The following is a 19,646-nucleotide window of genomic DNA, read 5'->3' on the forward strand; positions in this document are numbered from 1 at the left end:
TTCAGGAGCGCCCCACGTGGCCCGAGTCGTTGTCGACGTCATGCCCAAACCGGAAATCCTCGACCCCCAAGGCCAAGCGGTAGCCCGGGCACTGCCCCGGCTCGGCTTCGACGGGATCAGCGACGTCCGCCAGGGCAAGCACTTCGAGCTGGAGGTCGCCGACGACGTCGACGACGAGACCCTCGCCAAGATCGCGGTCGGGTTGCTGTCCAACCCCGTGATCGAGGACTTCGTCGTGCGCAGGGTGGGTCAGGAGTGAAGGTCGGCGTCATCACCTTCCCGGGCACGCTCGACGACGTGGACGCCCAGCGCGCGGTCCGCTACGCCGACGCCGAGGCGGTGGCGCTGTGGCACGGCGACACCGACCTGCGCGGCGTGGACGCGGTGATCGTGCCGGGCGGCTTCTCCTACGGCGACTACCTGCGCTGCGGGGCCATCGCCCGGTTCGCGCCGGTCATGCAGCCGGTGGTCGACGCGGCCCGCAAGGGCATGCCGGTGCTGGGCATCTGCAACGGCTTCCAGATCCTGTGCGAGGCGGGCCTGCTGCCCGGCGCGCTCACCCGCAACTCCTCGCTGCACTTCGTGTGCCGCGACCAGTGGCTGCGGGTGGAGAACACCGAGACGCCGTGGACCACCCGCTACGAAGAGGGCGCCGAGATCATGGTGCCGCTCAAGTCCGGCGAGGGTGGCTACCGCGCCCAGAAGTCCACTGTGGACGAGCTGGAGGGCGAGGGCCGGGTGGTGTTCCGCTACGCGGGGGGCAACCCGAACGGCTCGGTCAACGACATCGCGGGTGTGTGCAGCGCCAACGGCCGGGTTGTCGGCCTGATGCCGCACCCCGAGCACGCGATCGACGCGCTCACCGGTCCGACCGACCACGGCCTGGCCATGTTCAAGTCCCTGGTCGAATCGGTGGTGGCGGCATGACCCAGCTGGACACCGTCGCGCACGCGGCCGAGACCCCGGACACCGAGCAGCCGTTCCGCGAGCTCGGCCTCAAGGACGACGAGTACGCCCGCATCCGCGAGATCCTCGGCCGCCGGCCCACCGACGCCGAGCTCGCCATGTACTCGGTGATGTGGAGCGAGCACTGCTCCTACAAATCGTCGAAGGTGCATTGGAAGCACTGGTCGGCGAACACCACGCCGGAGATGAAGGCCAAGATGCTGGCCGGCATCGGCGAGAACGCGGGCGTGGTCGACATCGGCGACGGCTGGGCGGCCACGTTCAAGCTCGAGTCGCACAACCACCCGTCCTACGTGGAGCCCTACCAGGGCGCGGCCACCGGCGTCGGCGGCATCGTGCGCGACATCATGGCGATGGGCGCGCGCCCGCTCGCGGTGATGGACCCGCTGCGCTTCGGGGCCGCGGACCACCCCGACACCCGGCGCGTGCTGCCCGGCGTGGTCGCGGGCGTCGGCGGCTACGGCAACTGCCTGGGCCTGCCCAACATCGGTGGCGAGGTCGTGTTCGACCCGTCCTACCAAGGCAATCCGCTGGTGAACGCGTTGTGCGTGGGTGCGATGCGGGCCGAGGACCTGCACCTGGCCCACGCGTCGGGCACCGGCAACAAGGTCATCCTGTTCGGCGCGCGCACCGGCCTGGACGGCATCGGCGGCGTGTCCGTGCTCGCCTCGGACACCTTCTCCGGCGACGAGGGTGGCAGCGGCCGCAAGAAGCTGCCGTCGGTGCAGGTGGGCGACCCGTTCACCGAGAAGGTGCTGATCGAGTGCTGCCTCGAGCTCTTCGCCGAGAAGATCGTGGTCGGCATCCAGGACCTCGGCGGCGCCGGGTTGTCCTGCGCCACCTCGGAGCTGGCCTCCGCGGGCGACGGCGGCATGCGGGTCGAGCTCGACAAGGTTCCGTTGCGCGCCAAGGGGATGACGCCGGCCGAGGTGCTCTCCAGCGAGTCGCAGGAGCGCATGTGCGCGGTCGTCCGTCCGTCCGATGTGGACGCCTTCATGGCCGTGTGCCGCAAGTGGGACGTCATCGCCACCGAGATCGGTGAGGTCACCGAGGGCGACCGGCTGGTGATCACCTGGCACGGCGAGACCGTCGTCGACGTGCCGCCGCGCACCGTCGCGCACGAGGGCCCGATGTACGAGCGGCCGATCGCGCGGCCCGCCGACCAGGACGCGCTCATCGCCGACACCCCGGACGGCCTGACCCGCCCGCGCGGCGAAGAGGAACTCGCCGCCACGCTCATGCGGATGGTCGCCTCGCCGAACCTGGCATCGCGGCGCTGGGTCACCCAGCAGTACGACCGCTACGTGCGCGGCGGCACCGTGCTCGCGCAGCCGTCGGACACGGGCATGATCCGCATCGACGAGGAGACCGGGCGCGGCGTCGCGCTGGCCACCGACTGCAACGCGCGGTTCGTCAAGCTCGACCCGTACCAGGGCACGCAGCTGGCGCTGGCCGAGGCGTACCGCAACGTCGCCGTCTCCGGGGCCACCCCGCTGGCCGTGACCAACTGCCTGAACTTCGGCTCGCCGGAGGACCCAGGCGTGATGTGGCAGTTCGAGCAGGCCGTGCGCGGCCTGGCCGAGGGCTGCAAGGAACTGGGCATCCCGGTCACCGGCGGCAACGTCAGCTTCTACAACCAGACCGGCACCACGGCGATCCTGCCGACGCCGGTGGTCGGCGTGCTCGGCGTCATCGACGACGTGCGCGACCGCGTCCCGACCGGGCTCGGCGCGGGCCAGACCTTGCTGCTGCTCGGCGAGACCCACGACGAGTTCGGCGGGTCGGAGTGGGCGAACGTGGTGCACGGCCACCTCGGCGGCACGCCGCCGAAGGTCGACCTGGCCCGGGAGAAGCTGCTCGCCGAGGTGCTGGCCGAGGGCGCCCGGTCCGGGCTGCTCGCCGCCGCGCACGACCTGTCCGACGGCGGCCTCGCGCAGGCGCTGGTCGAGGCCTGCCTGCTCGGCGACGTCGGCGCTTCGGTGACCCTCGCCGACGACCAGGACGCGTTCGTGCAGTTGTTCAGCGAGTCGGCCGGACGCGTGCTCGTCGCCGTTCCGCGCCCGGAGGAGATGCGGTTCACCGAGCTGTGCGCCGCGCGTGGCCTGCCGTGGCGCAAGACGGGCACGGTCGACGACGAGTCCGACGCGCTGGAGATCGCGGGTGTGGGGGCGTTCGCGCTGGCCGACCTGCGTGCGGCCTGGGAAGGCACGCTGCCCGCGTTGTTCGACTGACACGAAGCGGCCGGGCCCCGCGGGGAATGGGGCCCGGCCGCGTCGCGAAACAACTCAGTCGTGGTTGGTGGCGAACGCCTGCAGACGGTCGTAGGCGCCGTTGAACTGGTTCTTGTCCATGCCCCCGGAAGAGCTGTACTGCCAGATCGTGTAGACCGACCAGGCGTAGGGCAGGGTGCCTGCCGAGGTGGCGTAGCGGGCCACCCACAGCGGGTTGGTCGAGCTGAAGTCGCTGTTGCCGACGCACTCGCTCCACCAGCTGGTCGCCGTGTAGATGGCCGGCCACTTGTTCGTACGGGAGTGGTAGCGGTTGCTGAACGACAGGATCCAGTTGGTCATCGACGCCTTCGAGAGCCCGTAGCAGTCGCCGCCGTACGGGTTCCACTCGATGTCCAGCGCGCCCGGCAGCGTCTTGCCGTCGGCGGACCAGCCGCCGCCGTGGCTGATGAAGTAGTCGGCCTGGGTGGCGCCGCTCGACACGTCAGGACGGGCGAAGTGGTAGGCGCCGCGGATCATGCCGACGTTGTAGGAACCGTTGTACTGCTGGGCGAAGTACGGGTTGGTGTAGCCGGTGCCCTCGGTCGCCTTGACGTAGGCGAACCGCTTGCCCGCACCCCACCAGGACGACCAGTTGACGTTGCCCTGGTAGCTGGCGACGTCGATGCCCTCGACGGTGGCCATCAGGTGCGGCACCTGGTCCTCGGAGACCTGGGTTCCTGGCTCGTGCAGGCGAACCATCGAACCCATGGTGTGGTTGCCGGTCGCGTTCATGACCGCCAGGTTGGGCCCCGCGGGGGACGGGGCGGCCGCATCGGCCTGGTTTAACGAAGCGACGACGAACACGCTTGCGGACACTGCGACTGCTGCCGCCAAGGCAGCTCGCAGGCCCTTTCGAGCAGTGAGCCTCATGGATTGAGCCCTTTCGGATTGCCCTCGCGCGCGGCCCGAGTCGGGGTGGCCGCGCGTGAGGGCATCCTGTGGCATTCACCACCCAAAAGTCACGAGTGGCGTGTTAATTACTGACGTAATTCGCCCATCCGGCCGAAGATCACCTGGTCACGGGGTCGTGGCGAGGACCTGCAGCCGGTCCATGCCCGCGCTGAAGGTGTCCTTGTCCATGTTGCCCGCGGAGCTGTACTGCCAGAACGTGTAGAAGGTCCACGCGTAGGGCAGGGTGCCGACGGTCGAGGCGTACCGCGCGACCCACAACGGGTTGGTGGACGTGAAGTCACCGCCGTTGCCGGTGCACTGCGACCACCAGCTCGTCGCCGTGTAGATGACCGGCCAGCGGTTGGTCTTCGCGTGGTACTCGTCGCTGAACGCCTTGATCCACTGCACCATCGCGCCGGTGGACAGGCCATAGCAGGCCGAGTTCGGGCCCCACTCGATGTCCAGCGTGCCCGGCAGCGTCTTGCCGTCGGCCGACCAGCCGCCGCCGTGCGCCACGAAGTAGTCGGCCTGCGCCGCGCCGCCCGAGAGGTCCGGGCGGGCGTAGTGGTACGCGCCGCGGATCATGCCGACGTTGTACGAGCCGATGTACTGCTGGCTGAAGTACGGGTTGGTGTAGCCGGTGCCCTCGGTCGCCTTGACGTAGGCGAACCGCTTTCCCTGGCCCCACCAGTAGTTCCAGTCGACGTTGCCCTGGTAGCTGGAGACGTCGATGCCCTCGACCGACGCCTGCAGGCGCGGTGCCTGCTGCTGGTCCTGCGCGGCCGGCTCGTGCTTGCGGATCGACGCGCCCATCGCGTGGTTGCCGGTCTGGTCCATCAGCGCGACGTCCGGGCCGCCCGCGGCCGGAACGGCGGCGTCGGCCTGGTTCAGCGCGACGACGCCTAACACGCTTGCGGACAGGGCGACGGCGGCCGCGAGTGCGACGCGCACGCCCCTTCGAGCGGTGAAACTCATGGGTGATCCCTCCGAAGTGCCCTCGACATGCGGCCCGGGTCGGGGTGGCCGCACCGCTACCGATTGTGTGGCATTCGCCACCTGACTGTCACTAGTAACGTGTGAAAAAATCACCAACCTGGTCCGGATGGCCCTAGGTGGGTATCCGTCGTGCAGGGTGGAAAGGCACGATTCGACGGCTTCGGGCCCGCCTCCGTATCCTGCGGATCAGCCCAGGTCAACCGGGGAGGGGGCGCGGTGGCACTGCCGGAACGTGGCGACCGCGACCAGACCGCTTGGCGGGCGCGCTTCGCCGAGCGGTGGTTGGACGCGCTCACGACGGCCAACTACGTCCCCATGCCCTTGCCCGCGCTGCAACACAAGCTCATCGAGTTCACCGACGTGCTGGCCGGGCAGCTGCTCGGCGAGGAGTTCGACGAGGCCGTCTGCGAGCAGCTGGGCACCGACCTGGTGCGGATGCGCTTCACCAGGGAACCCGTGCTCGGCCACACGCTGCGCCTGGTCGGCGACGACCTGCTGCCGCTGATGGGCGAGGCGGACAACCCGCGAGCCCGCGACCGGATGACCCGGGTGCTGGCCGGGCTGGCCGTCGGGTTCGGCACCGAGCGCACCCGTTCCCTGCTGCACCAGCAGGAGACCAGCCGCCGCGCCGCGCTCGAGGTGCGCGCGTCCATGGAACGCGAACTGCGCACCAGCGAGGCCCGGTTCCGGGCGATGTTCACCCAGGCCGGCGTCGGCATGGTGATCGTCGGCGCCGACGAACGCTTCGTCGAGGCCAACAAGGCGTTCGCCGACATGCTGGGCTACACCGTCGACGAGCTGCGAGGCTTGCCGATCAGCACGACCCGGCGCCCGGACGAGCCCGCCGAGCTGCGCAGGCCCTACCGCGAGATGATGGCGGGCACCCGCGACACCTACCGCATGGACCGCAGCATCCGCCGCAAGGACGGCTCGCTGCTCTGGTGCGCCATGAGCGCGACGGTGGTCCGCGCCGAGGATGACAGCCCGCTGTTCATCGTCGCGGTCGTCGAGGACATCACCGAGCGCCGGGAGTTCGAGCAGCGGCTGCGCCACCAGGCCACCCACGACCCGCTCACCGGCCTGCCCAACCGCGCGCTCTTCGCCGAGCGGCTGACCGCGGCGTTCGAGCAGGACGAAGACACCCGGGTCGCGCTCTGCTACCTCGACCTGGACGGCTTCAAGGTCATCAACGACAGCCTCGGCCACGAGATCGGCGACCGGCTGCTTATAGCCGTGGGCGCCCGGCTCGCCGAACTGACGACCGAGTCCATGCTGCTGGCCCGGATGGGCGGCGACGAGTTCGTCATCCTGGTGCCGCACGCCGGGCGCGCGGACGTCGTCGAACTGGCCGCGGAGATCCAGCGCCGGCTCGCCGAACCGGTGGGGATCGGCGGTCACCGGCTCTCGGTGTCGGCCAGCATCGGCATCGTCGAGCGCCGCGCGGGCGACAGCACGCCGGCCGAGCTCATGCGCGACGCCGACGTGACGCTCTACTGGGCCAAGGCCGACGGCAAGAACACGTGGGCGGTCTACGACCGGGAACGCAACGCCCGCGAGGTCGCCCGGTTCAGCCTGTCGGCCCGGATGCCCGCGGCGCTGGAGCGCGAGGAGTTCTACGTCGACTACCAGCCGCTCGTGCGCCTGGTCGACCGCGCGCTGATCGGCGTCGAGGCCCTGGTGCGCTGGGAGCACCCGGAGTACGGCCGCCTCGGCCCCGACCAGTTCATCGGCCTGGCCGAGGAGACCGGGCTGATCGTGCCGCTCGGCAAGTGGGTGCTGCGCAAGGCGTGCGGGCAGGCCAAGCGCTGGCTCGACCGCTTCGGCGACAAGGCGCCCCTGGTCAGCGTGAACCTCTCGGCGCGGCAGGCAGGCGAGCCGACCTTCGTCTCCGACGTCGCGATGATCCTCGACGCGGCCGACCTGCCCGCCGAGCGCATCCAGCTGGAGCTGACCGAGACCGCGATCATGGCGACCACCGGCGCGCCGCTGGAGGTGCTGCGCTCGCTGGCCGCGATGGGCGTGCGGATCGCCATCGACGACTTCGGCACCGGCTACTCCAACCTCACCTACCTGCGCCACCTCCCGGTGCACGGGCTCAAACTGGCGGGCTCGTTCATGCACGGCATGCAGGGCCGGGACGCGGACCCCGTGGACACCAGGCTGGTGGACACCGTCGTGGGTCTCGCGCGGGTGCTCGGCCTCGAGGTCACCGCCGAGGGCGTGGAGACCGAGGCGCAGGCGCGGCGGCTGCTGGAGATCGGCTGCGACGTCGCCCAGGGGTGGCTGTTCGCCCGTCCGGGCCCACCCGAAGAGGTCGATCGGCTGATCACGCGGCCGGAGTAGGCCGATCCGCCTGCGCGCCCCGCGCGGCCCCGGTAGGTTCACCGACCATGGGACTTCGCGACCGGCCCGTCCTGATCATGGTCGCCCTCGCGGCGCTCGCCGGCCTCGTCTCGGCGTGCACGAGCTCCGAACAGGGCACCCCGACGCCCGACACCTCCTCGTCAGCGCCGACCGCCCCGCCCACATCAGCCTCGGCGCCGACCCTTACGTCACCGCCGACCACCGGTTCGGGCGGGACGACGATCGCCAACCCGATCGACCTGTCCGGGGTCAAGCCGTGTTCGTTGTTCACGTCCGCGGTCAGCGCGGCCGCCCAGACCAGCGGCGACGGCGGCACACCTCAGAAAGTCGAGGTGACGAGCCTGCCGGACGCAACCGGGTGCTTCCAGGTCAACGGGAAGGCCAACGTCGGTCTGACCATCGCGATCGCGCTGAGCACCGACGTCAACGGCTACTCCAAGAGCCAGGCCGGGGCCGCGCAGCAGTTCGATGTCAAGGGCTACCCCGTGGTGGTCTTCCCCGCGAGCGGCGGCCTGCCTGGCTGCCTCGGCGGCATCGGCATGGCCGACCACCAGATGGTCTACCTGAGGTACGGCCTCGCCAATCCGACCGCGTCACCGCAGGTACCGCGGGACGAGCTCTGCTCGCGGCTGCGCCCGGTGGCTGAGCAAGTGGTAGCAAAGCTCACCGGTTGATGGACAAATGATGGACAAGTAACAGAAAATGTTCGCGATGGGGAACCGTTCCACAGCGGACGACATCTCAGCTAACGTCGTCGCGTTAGCACACAGGCGGGGAGGCAGTTGCCGTGTTCATAGCGGATGGTGGAGGCAGTCCGGCCCCCAAGCCGGCGATCGCGGGCGCTCAGCAGCACATGCGGATCGAGCCCGAAGCGATTGATGCGGCCTTCAAGCTCTTCGACGACGCCTACAACAAGGTCACGGCCAAGATCAACGGGATCTACGACGCGAACCCGGGTCCGTGGAGCTACGACCCGGTGAGCGTGGAGACCTCGACGAAGTTCAACGAGCGCACCACGGGTGGTGCGGACTCGGCGATGGCAGCGCTGTCGGGGTACCAGAAGCAGCTGGAGAACGCGCGGGATGCGTTGAAGGCAGCCAAAGAGACGTACAAGAACCAGGACGAGTCGGCGCGGGCCGGCCTCACGGGCTGAGCTGACAAGGGGCGATCACCATGGGGAACGTGCGCTGGCGTGGTTACGACCACCCGACGATGTACGACATGATCAACAGTGGGCCGGGGGCCGAGGCGTCGACGCCCGTCACCACCTACTGGGAGAGCCTGTCCAAAGAACTGGACACGATCAACAACGACCTCAACACCGGCCTGAGCAAGCTCAAGGTCTCGTGGGAGGGCGGCGCGGCCGACTCGGCCCAGGGTGGTCTCAACCCGCTGCAGCAGTGGACACAGGACGCGCAGACCGGCGCCGACATCATGAAGATCTCGTCGGTCGACCAGGCCCAGTACGTCTCGACCGCGCGCTCGAGCATGCCCGAGCCCGTGCAGGTCACCACCCCGGCGCCGAGCACGTGGGACAAGGTCAAGGCCGGCGGCGCCGCGGCGCTTGGCATCAACGGCCCGGCCGAGCAGGTCGCGCAGCAGTCCGCCGACCACGAGGCGCAGGAGGCCGCGCAGACCGCCGCGGCCCAGAAGGCCGTGCAGACCATGGAGACCTACCAGTCCAGCAGCGAGTGGAACAGCAGCACGCTCGGGACCTTCGTGCCCTCGCCGGACGTGGTGGTCTCGGTCAACCCGGAGAGCGGCCACGCCGTCACCCACGTGCAGTCGCGTGAGCAGAGCACCCCGACCGGCACCGGCAGCACCTCCGGCACGACGCACGCGTCCGGCTTCGTCCAGCCGACCGGCACTTCCGGCCTGCCGACCAACCCGGGGACCAACCAGCCGCACACGCCGATCCAGACGACGCCGACGCCCACCACCCCGGTGAGCACGACGCCGACGCCCCCGGTGCAGACGACCAGCCCGAACTGGGCCACCCCGCCGACCGGGAACCCGACCAGCCCCACCAACCCGGTGCCGAACGGCCCGACCGGTGGTGTTGGCCAGCCGCTGCCGACGGAGACCAACCCCGGCAACGGCAACACCAACGTCCCGGGCGGTCCCGGCGGCCGCGGGCCGATCACCGGCCCGGTCAACGGCGAGCCGGCAGAGGGTCCGGTCCGCAACGGCGGCAACCCGCAGGGCGGGCGTGGCATCCTCCCGACCGAGGAGGGCCCGAACCGCGGTGGCGTGCCCCGTGGTGGCGTGCCGAGCGGCGGCCTGAACGAGCAGGTGTCGAACCGCAACCCGCGGCTGCGCCCGGGTTCCGGCCCGAACGCCTTCGAAGAGGGCCGCGGCGGTGGGCGCGCGAACATCGGTGCCCGCAGCGCGAGCGCCTACAACTACGGCGAGGGCGTCAACGGCGGCCGCGGCGGCGTGGCCGGTGAGCCCGGCAGCGCGAACGGCCGTGGCGGTACCGGCGGTGCCGGTCGCGGTGGCGTCGGTGGCGCGGGCGGTCGCGGTGGCTCGGGTGCCGGCGACGGTTCGCGTGGTGGCAACCGCTTCATCCGCAACGCCAACGCGGCGGAGGCCGAGGAGCGCCTCGGTGGTCGCGGCGGCAACGCCGGTGCCAACGGCAGCAAGGGCTCCGGCGGCCGGATGGGCCGTGGCAAGCGCGGCGAGGACGAAGAGGACTACGAGTACCAGCACGCCGACTACCTGGTGGACACCGAGGACGTCTTCCTCGACGACCGCCTCGTCGCGCCCCCGGTGATCGGCGACCGGTCGGGCACCGCGTGATCCAGCGTTGACGCAGTCATTGTTCGGAACCGAACTCGAGGAGTCCGACGGGGAGCCGATCTCCCTGTCGGCCCTCGAGTTCGACGTTCTCTGGGAGCACCTGGGCCTCGGTGAGCAGCCGCTGATCCTGCTCGTGCCCTCGCCGGGAAAGACCGACGAGGAGCGGGCGGAGTTCGTCCGGCAGGCGTGGTCGGGCATGTACGGCCGCGGCCTGGGCGGGCCGAACAGCGTCCACCCGGAGCTGGAGCGCCTGGTCCGCCTGCTGGAGCGGCCCGACCGCGAGGTCGACGCCCGCGTGGTCGGCGGCCGGGCGATGATCGCGGTCGTCGCGGGCGAGGCCGTCCTGGCCACGTACGCGGGGAACACGATCACCTTGCGGTCGACCTCGGCGGCTTCGCTGGCCGGCACCATCACCGGATTGCTGCCACCGGCACCGGCCGGACCCGGCCGCTCGGTGAGCCTGCCCACCGCGGACTTCGAGGCGGCGGCCAAGGAAGGTGGCGCCGACAAGCCGGCCTTCGAGCGGGCCCTGCACGCCCGCGGCGTCCGCGGCGACGACGTGGCGACCCTGCTCGAGATGATCAAGGACGTCACCGCCACCGGGAACTTCGGCTTCGCCATGCGCGATCACCTCGGCCGGCGCCGGCGCGCGGAACGGGTGGTGGCCTACTTCGACACCGAGGACGGCCGCTACGCCAACGTGCGCAAGCACGGCGTGGACGGCTCGCTCTGGACGACGTTGTCCCCGGCGGACACCCGCAGGCTGACCGGTCACGTCCAGTCAATGATCGACGAGCTGGTGGCTCAGGTCGAGGGCTAGTTCCGTTGGCAGGCAAGCGAAAAGTGGATCCGCACGCCATGCGTGCGGCGGTGGCCGCCGTCCTGCCGTGGCTCGACGGCGGCGACCAGCCGGCCCGTCCGGTGCTGGCGGAGGCCGTGCGCTCGACGTTGCGCACCCTCGAGCAAACGGCACCGGGTCACACGGTCGAAGTGCGCGTCCCGCCGTTCGCCGCCATCCAGTGCATCGAAGGCCTGCGGCACACGCGGGGAACCCCGCCCAACGTGATCGAGACCGACCCGAAGACCTGGCTGGAACTGGCCACCGGCCGCCTGTCCTTCACCGACGCCGTGGCCGACGGCAGGCTCTCGGCTTCCGGCACCAGAGCGGACCTGACGACTCTCCTGCCTCTCGTACGGTTCTGAGGGCGGTGTTTTCCACAGGCGGGTAGTTGTCCACAGATTCGCTCCACGCGCTCCACACCCCGTCTGACCTCGATAGACTGGCATCAGGGGTGCCCCCCGGGAAGGGGTGGGGGCTGCCTTCGCGCGCGCGAGGCTGCGGCCGCGATCGAGGCTGCGGCGATCGAAGCTGCGGCGATCGAAGCTGCGGTCAGAAGAGGCGGCCGACGGTGTTGTCCCAGGCGCTCTTCCCCGCGTGCACCAGCTGGTGCCCGGCCTCGCCCGCGTCGCCGACCGCGCCGACGACCAGGTCACCGGCGTCGTTGAGCACCGCGGTACCGGTGTGCTGGAGGTCCTGCAGCGCGCCGTCCCAGTCGCCGTGCACGAGGTCGCCGCCGGTGTCCCACAGCCCGGTGACCGTTTCCGAGCCGATGTCGATGGTCTCCTTGCCGACGTTCCCGAGGTCGTCGATGACCGGGCCGACGATCGGCAGGTCCGAGCCCGGCAGGTGCGGCGGCAACGGGCTGTCCAGCGGGTTCTGCCCGGACACCGCGTCGTAGTGCCCGGTCGCGATGTTGCCCAGGTTGCGCAACGACTCCGAGCCGGGGTCGTAGTAGTTGGAGTGCGCGCCGAGCAGGTTGGTGTCGTCCTTGGTGCCGAACACGTTGGCGCCGAACGACGAGTCGTACGGCCCGGTCGACGACCCGTCCTTGGTGAACCAGTCCCCGCTGGTCAGCTCGACGATCGGGTCGTGCTCGGCCGCGCCCGCCCACACGTGGTCGTGGCCCATCGGGAACTGGTCGGCGTTGGACGCGCCGACCCCGGGCGAGCCGACGAAGGCGATGTCGTCGGCCTTCAGGCCGTCCAGCGCCGCGTAGCCGACCGTCGTGCTGCCGTAGGAGTGCCCGATCACGGTCAGGTGCTGGGGACCCTGCGCGGCCGCGCGGTAACCGTCCACGTCGGCGGCCAGCAGCTGCCCGCCCTCGGCGGCGTTGTGCGAGGTGGCCACCGACAGGTCCCACGTGGGCGCGTCGTACCCGAGCCAGGCGATCGTGGAGTTCCGGCTGCCGGGCGCGGCTTCGCCCATCTGCGACCACAGGTCGGCCGCCGAGCCGTTCGGGAAGCCGCTGGCCAGCGTGGTCGCGGTGCCGGGCACGACGACGGCGAGGTTGTCGGCCGTGTCCGGGTTGCCGAACGCGATGGCCAGCGTGCCTTCCTTGCGGCCCGGGCCATCCGGGTCGTAGGAGAGCACGTAGGTGTCGTCGATGCCGTGCTGTTGGGCCAGCTTCTCCGCGTCGAGGATGCGCTGGGCGGCGGCGTTGGCGTTGGCCAGCCGTCGGTCCACAGTGGACCGCTGGTCCAGCAACGAGTTCAGCGCCGGGTCGTTGGACTCCCGCAACTTCTCGGTGTCGGCCGGGTCGAGGCCGAGCTCACGCGCCCGCGCCGCGATCTGGTCGTCGAGCTGCACCCGCTGCCCGCCGTAGCGGGCCTGGTCCACCTGCACGCGGCGGGTGTTGGCCGCGTCGAGCACGTCCGCGGGCAGCCCGCGCAACCGCCCCAGCTCGTCGAACCGGGCCGCCAGCAACTGGTCCCGCTCGGTCTCCGACAGCCCGGCCCACCACTGCGCGACCTGCTTCGGGTCGGTGCTCGGCGGCGGCACCGCCAATGTCCCGGTGGTGGCGGTACTGGCCCAGTTCGGCTGGGTACCGGCCTCGGCGTTGAACGCGGGCTCGATCTCGTCGAGCTTGCTCGCGTGCGCCTGCAACGTCTGGCCCCAGCTGTCCCGCAGCCCGCTCAGCACGCCGTTGACCTGCCGGGCCAACGCGGTCTCGTCGGTCCCGGCGACGCGGGACCGCCACACCCCGATGGCCTCGTCGGCGGCCGTGCGCACCTGCCCGTACCGATCGGCGAGCGAGTCGAGGATCTGCGCCGCCCAGCCGATCCGGGTCTGCGCGGTCTGGCTGGCCCGCCCGCCGATGGCGATGCTGTTCACCGCGCTGTCGGCCGCGGTGCCGTGCCAGCCGCCCTGCGCGGTGGTCCGGCCCGAGTCGAGCGCGTCGATGGCCTCGGTGAGCGAACTCTGGGCCGACGCGAGCGGCCGGGCCGCCTCGCGGATGCGGGCGACATCACCGCTCGCGAGCTGGCGGTAGGTGACCTCGGGGTCCGGCTCGCCCATCACTCACCACCCGCCGCGCGGTCGAGGTCGTTGGCCGCCTGCTCGTCTTGGCGTTCGTAGTCGTTGGCGCCGGCCATCATCGCGTCGCCGGTGGCGTTGACCCAGACCGAGCCGTGCCGCAGGTCGGCGCCGTGCCGGTCGACGAAGGAGCTCAAGGCGCCCGCGAACCGGCCGGCCTCGGGCAACTGGCCGAAGGCATCCGCGCCGACGCCAGTCAGCCCGAACAACGCGGCGGCGTCGCCGATGGCGTCCGAGCCGGCGTAGACCTTCTTGCCCGCGCTGCGGACCGCGTCCAGATCGACCTGGTATCCGTCACCCACGGCGTCTCCCGCCTGTGATCGCCGACACACCTCGCGACGCTGAGACGTTCGGAACCGACCGTCCAGTTCCCCTTCCGGTGAAGAATTCTTCAGGCAGGATGTGTCCGTGACCACCGCCATGTGGACGATCAAGGGCTGGTCAGCGGTCCGGACCGAGCAGGCGGCCATGCTGCGCACCGCCCTTGACCAGCCAAGTCTGGCCATCGAGGTGCCCTCGTGCCCCGGTTGGCGCCTGGCCGACCTGGCCCAGCACGTCGGCCGGTTCGCCGAGACGGTCACCGGCTACCTGCGCACCGGCAGCCGCCTCCCGCTGCCGCCCGTGCCGCTGCCGAGCGGCGACCCGCTGGCGTACTTCGACGAGCGGATGGCGGCCCTCGCCGACGCCTGCGACGCGACCCCGGCCAACAACCCGGTGTGGACGCTCTCGCCCGCCGCACCCGACCTGGCCTGGGTGTGGCACCGCCGGGTCGCGCACGAGCTGAACCTGCGCCGCTGGGACGCCCAGGCCGCACTGCACTCGTTGGTGCCGACCGAGCAGGACCAGGCGGTCGACGCGCTGGACGAGCTGCTCGGCACCCTGCTCGCCGCCCGCTTCGACGCGAGCCCGCCCGAGGTCGGCGGCACCGTGCTCATCGCCTGCGAGGACGGCCCGCACTGGCGGGTGACACTCACCCCCGGCCGGCTACCCGACGTGGAGTTGGCCGCGCCCGGTGAGGCGGCCGACGCGACGCTGAGCGGCCGCCCGAGCAGCCTGCTCTACCAGCTCTGGGGCCGGTTGCCGCTGCCGGACGACCCGTTGCTGCGAACTTTGCGGATGCCATGATACGAATCCAAATACTATGATTTCGTACAATACGAAGTCGGTGGTTCTCGTCGCGTGCCTGGTCCTGACCGGGTTTCTCGGGTTCGCCGGGTGCAAGGCCGCGACGCACCAGACCTACGACGCCACGCTCACCTACAAGGTCGTCCCGGACGACTCGTCGCGCTACCGGACGACGCACTTCCTGCTGCACCGCGTACCCGGCCACGAGCCGACCCCGATCAAGCCCGCCGATGTCGAGTTCCTGCCCCGTGACCAGGCGCCACCCGGCACGGCGGAGGGAGTGCTGCTCCGCTGCCAGGTCCACCAGGAACGCGACACGATGAACGTGGCCGCGGCCGACGCGTCGGAGACCTTCGGACCGTGCGCCAAGGTGTGACGTGAGACGTGCCACGCTCGGGTGACGGCCGCGCGGCCAACCGGCACCTACACTGGGGTGAGGCCGCTACCCGACCCACAGGAGTGTCACGTGGTCACGGACGAACCCCGTGAAGAGTGTGGAGTCTTCGGGGTTTGGGCCCCGGGTGAAGACGTCGCCAAGCTGACTTATTACGGCCTCTACGCGTTGCAGCACCGCGGTCAGGAGGCCGCCGGCATGTCCGTCGGCGACGGCGGGCACGTGGTCGTGTTCAAGGACCTCGGGCTGGTCAGCCAGGTCTTCGACGAGCAGGTACTGACGTCGCTGCGCGGGCACGTGGCCGTGGGCCACTGCCGCTACTCGACGACCGGCTCCACGACCTGGGAGAACGCCCAGCCGACCTTCCGCAACACCGCCGCAGGTACCGGGATTTCCTTGGGGCACAACGGAAACCTCGTCAACACGGCCGAGCTGCTGGAGCGCGCCCGGGAGACCGGCGCCGACCTCGGCAGCGGCGCGACCACCGACTCCGACCTGATCTGCGGGTTGCTCGCGGCGGCGTCCGCCGACACCGGCATCGAGCAGGCGGCGCTGCGGCTGCTGCCCACCGTCAAGGGCGCGTTCTGCCTGGTCTTCTCCGACGAGTCGACCCTGTACGCGGCCCGTGACCCGCACGGCGTGCGGCCGCTGGTGCTCGGCCGGCTCGAGCGCGGCTGGGTGGTCGCCAGCGAGACCGCAGCGCTGGACATCATCGGTGCGTCGTTCGTGCGGGAGATCGAGCCGGGCGAGCTGCTGGCCATCGACGAGGACGGCATGCGCTCGACCCGCTTCGCCAACCCCGAGCCCAAGGGTTGCATCTTCGAGTACGTCTACCTGGCCCGCCCGGACACCACGATCGCCGGCCGGTCCGTGCACGCCACCCGCGTCGACATCGGCAAGCGGCTGGCCAAGGAGCACCCGGCCGAGGCCGACCTGGTGATCCCGGTGCCGGAGTCCGGCACGCCCGCGGCCATCGGCTACGCGCAGGAATCGGGCATCCCCTACGGCTCCGGCCTGGTCAAGAACGCCTACGTCGGGCGCACGTTCATCCAGCCGTCGCAGACCATCCGCCAGCTCGGCATCCGGCTCAAGCTGAACCCGTTGCGCGACGTGATCCGCGGCAAGCGGCTGGTCGTCGTCGACGACTCGATCGTGCGCGGCAACACCCAGCGCGCGCTGGTGCGCATGCTGCGTGAGTCCGGCGCGCTCGAGGTGCACGTGCGGATCGCCTCGCCGCCGGTGCGCTGGCCGTGCTTCTACGGCATCGACTTCGCCTCCCGCGCCGAACTGGTCGCCAACGGCCTGGACACCGACGGCATCCGCCGCTCGATCGGCGCGGACTCGCTCGGCTACGTCTCGCTGGAAGGCCTGGTCGCGGCCAGCGAGCAGCCCCGCACCCGGCTCTGCACCGCGTGCTTCGACGGTGACTACCCGATCCCGCTGCCGGACGAGGCGCGGATCGGCAAGCACTTGCTCGAGGGGATCGAGAAGGGGGTCGGCGGGCCCGCGACACCGGTTCTGCCGTCCGGGTACGGTGCCGAGGACGCGTTGCGCCGGCCGTAGCGCGCAGACCGGAACCTGATCATGACCCGCGACGATCCCGACCGGAAAGACTCTGCTGTGACCGCCGACCCGAGTGCCAAGCCCAGCTATGCCGCGGCGGGGGTGGACATCGCCGCCGGTGAACAGGCCGTCGAGCTGATCAAGCCCTACGCGGCCGAGACCACAAGGCCGGAGGTGCTCGGCGGGATCGGCGGGTTCGCCGGGTTGTTCCAGCTCAAGCTGGACCGCTGGACCGAGCCGGTGCTCGCGAGCTCCACCGACGGCGTCGGCACCAAGATCGCCGTGGCCCAGGCCCTCGACAAGCACGACACGATCGGCATCGACCTGGTCGCGATGGTCGTCGACGACCTGGTCGTGTGCGGGGCCGAGCCGCTGTTCATGCAGGACTACATCGCGGTCGGCAAGGTCGTCCCGGAGCGGATCGCGGCCATCGTCAAGGGCGTCGCCGAGGGCTGCAAGCAGGCCGGTTGCGCGCTGCTCGGCGGCGAGACGGCCGAGCACCCGGGCCTGATGGCCCGCGGCGACTACGACATCTCCGGCACCGGCATCGGCGTGGTCGAGGCGAGCAAGGTGCTTGGGCCTGAACGCGTCCGCCCCGGTGACGTGGCCATCGCCATGGGCTCGACCGGCCTGCACTCGAACGGGTTCTCCTTGGCCCGGCACGTGCTGCTGGAGGTCGGCAAGCTGCCACTCGACGGGCACGTCGAGGAGTTCGGCCGCACGCTCGGTGAAGAGCTGCTGGAGCCGACCCGCATCTACGCGAAGGACTGCCTCGCGCTGGCCGCGGAGGCCGAGGTGCGCACGTTCGCCCACGTGACCGGCGGTGGCCTCGCCGACAACCTGGCCCGGGTGATCCCGCGCGGGCTGCGCGCCGTGCTGGACCGCGGGACGTGGACGCCGGCGCCGGTGTTCGCGATGCTCGCGCAGCGCGGGCGCGTGGACCGCGAGGAGATGGAGCGCACGTTCAACATGGGCGTCGGCATGGTCGCCGTCGTCGCGCCCGAGGACGTGGACCGCGCGCTGGCCGTGCTCACCGCCCGGCACGTGCCGTCGTGGGTGCTCGGCGACATCGGCCCCGCCGAGGCGGACGCCCCCCGCGCGACCCTGCGCGGCGATCACCCTCGTTTCTGAGGGCAGCGTTGGATGGTCGCACTCCGCGCTCCGGCGTGATCGCCTCACGCGGGCAACCTATGCGCCGGTCATCCTCGTATAGGTCGGTGAGCCAGGGGAGGCGATTTCGTGCGCGACCGGGACGCGGAGTTCGGGGAGTTCCTCGACAGCCGCGCCGCCGTGCTGCGCCGGACCGCCTACCTGCTCTGCGGTGACTGGCACCGCGCCGAGGACTTCGTGCAGACCGCGCTGGCCAAGCTGTACGTGGCGTGGCCGCGGCTGCGCAAGGACGCCAACATCGACGCCTACGCCCGCAAGGTGCTGACCCGGACCGTCATCGACGAGTCCCGGCGCGCGTTCCGGAAACGGGAGTCGTCGGTGGCGCGCCTGCCGGAGGTGGCCACGCACGGCCCGGCCGTGGCCGAGGCGGTCGACGTCCGGCGCGCGCTCGCCGGCCTGCCGCCGGGCCAACGCGCCGTTGTGGTGCTGCGGTACTGGGACGACCTGTCGGTCGAGGAGACCGCGAAGGTGCTCGGCCGCAGCGTCGGCACGGTGAAGAGCCAGTCGGCCAAGGGCCTGGCCAGCCTGCGCCGGGCCCTCGGCGACGACCGGACCGACGTGGTGGAAGGGAGGCGACGCGCGGGATGACCGAGGACATCAAGCACTGGCTGGGTTCCGCCGTGGACGCGGAGCCGCCGTTGACCATCGACCGCGCTGCCGTCTTCGGCGAGGGCAAGCGCCTGGTCCGCCGCCGGCGCACCCTTGCCGCAGGCGGAGTGGCCGCGGGGGTCGTGGTGCTGGCGGCCGGAGTGGCGGCCCTGACCGGCCTGCTCCACGACGGTTCGCCGGACTCGAACCTGCCCCCGGCGCAACCGCCGTCCATCACCAGCGACGTCGCCCCACCCGGCCCCCTGCTGCCCTTGCCGCCGTCGCGCTGAGACGAGTTGTCGGCTGCGGGTGCGTGCGTGGAATCCCGGTTGCGGGTTCGGGCATCCTTGTCTGGTGCCCGATGAGCTGCAGGTGACAACCGCGTTCCGCATCCCCGAGGGGGAGCTTGCGGAGCGGTTCTCACGCTCGTCCGGGCCTGGTGGGCAAGGCGTCAACACCGCGGACAGCCGGGTCGAGCTGTCCTTCGACGTCGCCAACTCGCCCTCGGTCCCGGACCGGTTGCGTGATCGCCTGCTTGACCGGCTGGGCAACCGACTGGTCGACGGCGTGCTCACGATCGCCGCGAGCGAACACCGCGCTCAGCTGCAGAACCGCCATGCCGCGCGGCAACGCCTCATCGCCGTGCTGGCCGCGGCCGCCTCACCGCCTCCGCCGGCACGCCGTCCCACCAAACCGAGCCGGGGCGCGAAGGAGCGCAGGCTGGCGGAGAAGCGGCGCCGCGGTGAGACGAAACGCAATCGGCGCGGTTCGTTCGACGACTGATGGAACGCGCTCAAACCCCCGCGGGGCCTGGATGGGGGTCCGGGGGCTCACCCCCGGGCGGGGCCTGGAGGTTGCACCCCAGGCGGCACGGCGAAGGGATCATGGCGAGGGCTCCTTACGAGCAGACCTCGCCCGATCCCTCGCCATCAGCGCCGGTAGTCGTCGTACTCGTCATCGTGGTCGTCGACTTTGTCGACGTCCCCGTGCCCGGACTCGTGGCTGGTCAGCTCGCGCTGCAACGCCTCGAAGTCCGTGTGGTGGCTGCTGTACTTGAGCTCCCGGGCCACCTTTGTCTGCTTGGCCTTAGCTCGGCCGCGCCCCATGGCTCGACCCCCTCGCACAAGGGCGGGGCGGCCGGGGGAAT

Annotated in this window: 21 protein-coding genes; 16 read left to right on the forward strand and 5 right to left on the reverse strand. The window is 71.0% G+C overall.

The window, feature by feature from the left end:
* The first annotated feature begins 16 nt into the window (after positions 1-16).
* The 3 genes from purS to purL are packed head-to-tail and all read left to right on the forward strand — an operon-like array spanning position 17 to position 3,197.
* Entirely contained in the window at positions 17-259 is a 243-nt protein-coding gene (purS, locus tag EV186_RS06720; RefSeq protein WP_133848157.1) for a phosphoribosylformylglycinamidine synthase subunit PurS, read from the forward strand.
* Entirely contained in the window at positions 256-927 is a 672-nt protein-coding gene (gene purQ, locus EV186_RS06725) for a phosphoribosylformylglycinamidine synthase subunit PurQ (protein ID WP_133848158.1), read from the forward strand. The genes purS and purQ overlap by 4 nt, the downstream gene beginning before the upstream one ends.
* The gene (gene purL / locus EV186_RS06730; protein ID WP_133848159.1) at positions 924-3,197 is read left to right on the forward strand and encodes a phosphoribosylformylglycinamidine synthase subunit PurL; all 2,274 of its coding nucleotides are present in this window, start codon (positions 924-926) and stop codon (positions 3,195-3,197) included. Before purQ ends, purL begins: the two co-directional genes overlap by 4 nt.
* Positions 3,198-3,251: 54 nt before the next feature.
* Here purL and EV186_RS06735 read toward each other — a convergent pair whose 3' ends face one another.
* Both EV186_RS06735 and EV186_RS06740 read right to left on the reverse strand, forming a co-directional pair.
* On the reverse strand, positions 3,252-3,968 hold the full coding sequence (locus EV186_RS06735) for a lysozyme (RefSeq protein WP_424982136.1): 717 nt from the start codon (positions 3,966-3,968) through the stop codon (positions 3,252-3,254).
* A 285-nt stretch (positions 3,969-4,253) separates the two neighbouring features.
* Positions 4,254-5,102: a lysozyme gene (locus tag EV186_RS06740; protein ID WP_133848161.1), complete on the reverse strand. Its 849-nt coding sequence runs from the start codon at positions 5,100-5,102 to the stop codon at positions 4,254-4,256.
* 237 nt (positions 5,103-5,339) lie between these two features.
* On the opposite strand from EV186_RS06740, the gene EV186_RS06745 reads away from it, so the two are divergent.
* The 6 genes from EV186_RS06745 (at position 5,340) to EV186_RS06770 (ending at position 11,489) form a co-directional block, all read left to right on the forward strand.
* Entirely contained in the window at positions 5,340-7,466 is a 2,127-nt protein-coding gene (locus EV186_RS06745; RefSeq protein WP_243753847.1) for a putative bifunctional diguanylate cyclase/phosphodiesterase, read from the forward strand.
* A 47-nt stretch (positions 7,467-7,513) separates the two neighbouring features.
* Positions 7,514-8,161 carry a DUF3558 family protein gene (locus tag EV186_RS06750; protein ID WP_133848162.1) on the forward strand — a complete coding sequence of 216 codons (648 nt, stop codon included), beginning with the start codon at positions 7,514-7,516 and terminating at the stop codon, positions 8,159-8,161.
* A gap of 179 nt (positions 8,162-8,340) precedes the next feature.
* The gene (locus tag EV186_RS06755) at positions 8,341-8,640 is read left to right on the forward strand and encodes a hypothetical protein (RefSeq protein ID WP_133848163.1); all 300 of its coding nucleotides are present in this window, start codon (positions 8,341-8,343) and stop codon (positions 8,638-8,640) included.
* 20 nt (positions 8,641-8,660) lie between these two features.
* Positions 8,661-10,286 (forward strand): PPE domain-containing protein, encoded by a 1,626-nt coding sequence (locus EV186_RS40435; RefSeq protein ID WP_133848164.1) that lies wholly within the window; start codon positions 8,661-8,663, stop codon positions 10,284-10,286.
* A 7-nt stretch (positions 10,287-10,293) separates the two neighbouring features.
* The gene (locus EV186_RS06765; RefSeq protein WP_243753848.1) at positions 10,294-11,106 is read left to right on the forward strand and encodes an ESX secretion-associated protein EspG; all 813 of its coding nucleotides are present in this window, start codon (positions 10,294-10,296) and stop codon (positions 11,104-11,106) included.
* Between the two features lie 5 nt (positions 11,107-11,111).
* Positions 11,112-11,489 carry a sterol carrier family protein gene (locus tag EV186_RS06770; protein WP_133848165.1) on the forward strand — a complete coding sequence of 126 codons (378 nt, stop codon included), beginning with the start codon at positions 11,112-11,114 and terminating at the stop codon, positions 11,487-11,489.
* Positions 11,490-11,676: 187 nt separating this feature from the next.
* Here EV186_RS06770 and EV186_RS06775 read toward each other — a convergent pair whose 3' ends face one another.
* A complete protein-coding gene (locus EV186_RS06775; protein ID WP_133848166.1) occupies positions 11,677-13,641 on the reverse strand; it encodes an alpha/beta hydrolase in 1,965 nt (654 codons plus the stop codon).
* Complete coding sequence (locus EV186_RS06780) at positions 13,641-13,961, reverse strand: hypothetical protein (RefSeq protein WP_133848167.1); 321 nt, start codon at positions 13,959-13,961, stop codon at positions 13,641-13,643. The genes EV186_RS06775 and EV186_RS06780 overlap by 1 nt, the downstream gene beginning before the upstream one ends.
* Before the next feature lie 106 nt (positions 13,962-14,067).
* Between EV186_RS06780 and EV186_RS06785 the strand changes: the two genes are divergently transcribed.
* The 7 genes from EV186_RS06785 (at position 14,068) to arfB (ending at position 19,282) form a co-directional block, all read left to right on the forward strand.
* Positions 14,068-14,784 (forward strand): maleylpyruvate isomerase N-terminal domain-containing protein, encoded by a 717-nt coding sequence (locus EV186_RS06785; protein ID WP_243753849.1) that lies wholly within the window; start codon positions 14,068-14,070, stop codon positions 14,782-14,784.
* 40 nt (positions 14,785-14,824) lie between these two features.
* Entirely contained in the window at positions 14,825-15,160 is a 336-nt protein-coding gene (locus tag EV186_RS06790; RefSeq protein WP_133848168.1) for a hypothetical protein, read from the forward strand.
* A 90-nt stretch (positions 15,161-15,250) separates the two neighbouring features.
* Entirely contained in the window at positions 15,251-16,741 is a 1,491-nt protein-coding gene (gene purF / locus EV186_RS06795) for an amidophosphoribosyltransferase (RefSeq protein ID WP_243753850.1), read from the forward strand.
* 21 nt (positions 16,742-16,762) lie between these two features.
* Positions 16,763-17,872 carry a phosphoribosylformylglycinamidine cyclo-ligase gene (gene purM, locus EV186_RS06800; RefSeq protein WP_133848170.1) on the forward strand — a complete coding sequence of 370 codons (1,110 nt, stop codon included), beginning with the start codon at positions 16,763-16,765 and terminating at the stop codon, positions 17,870-17,872.
* 108 nt (positions 17,873-17,980) lie between these two features.
* Positions 17,981-18,499, forward strand: a complete 519-nt coding sequence (locus tag EV186_RS06805) for a SigE family RNA polymerase sigma factor (protein WP_133848171.1) — start codon at positions 17,981-17,983, stop codon at positions 18,497-18,499.
* Positions 18,496-18,789: a hypothetical protein gene (locus tag EV186_RS06810; RefSeq protein ID WP_133848172.1), complete on the forward strand. Its 294-nt coding sequence runs from the start codon at positions 18,496-18,498 to the stop codon at positions 18,787-18,789. The genes EV186_RS06805 and EV186_RS06810 overlap by 4 nt, the downstream gene beginning before the upstream one ends.
* A gap of 64 nt (positions 18,790-18,853) precedes the next feature.
* Positions 18,854-19,282 (forward strand): alternative ribosome rescue aminoacyl-tRNA hydrolase ArfB, encoded by a 429-nt coding sequence (gene arfB, locus EV186_RS06815; RefSeq protein WP_243753851.1) that lies wholly within the window; start codon positions 18,854-18,856, stop codon positions 19,280-19,282.
* Between the two features lie 146 nt (positions 19,283-19,428).
* On the opposite strand, the gene EV186_RS06820 is transcribed toward arfB, so the two are convergent.
* Complete coding sequence (locus EV186_RS06820; protein ID WP_133848173.1) at positions 19,429-19,605, reverse strand: DUF3073 domain-containing protein; 177 nt, start codon at positions 19,603-19,605, stop codon at positions 19,429-19,431.
* Between the last annotated feature and the right edge of the window lie 41 nt (positions 19,606-19,646).

Origin of the sequence: Labedaea rhizosphaerae, assembly GCF_004362825.1 — a bacterium.
GTDB lineage: Bacteria > Actinomycetota > Actinomycetes > Mycobacteriales > Pseudonocardiaceae > Labedaea > Labedaea rhizosphaerae.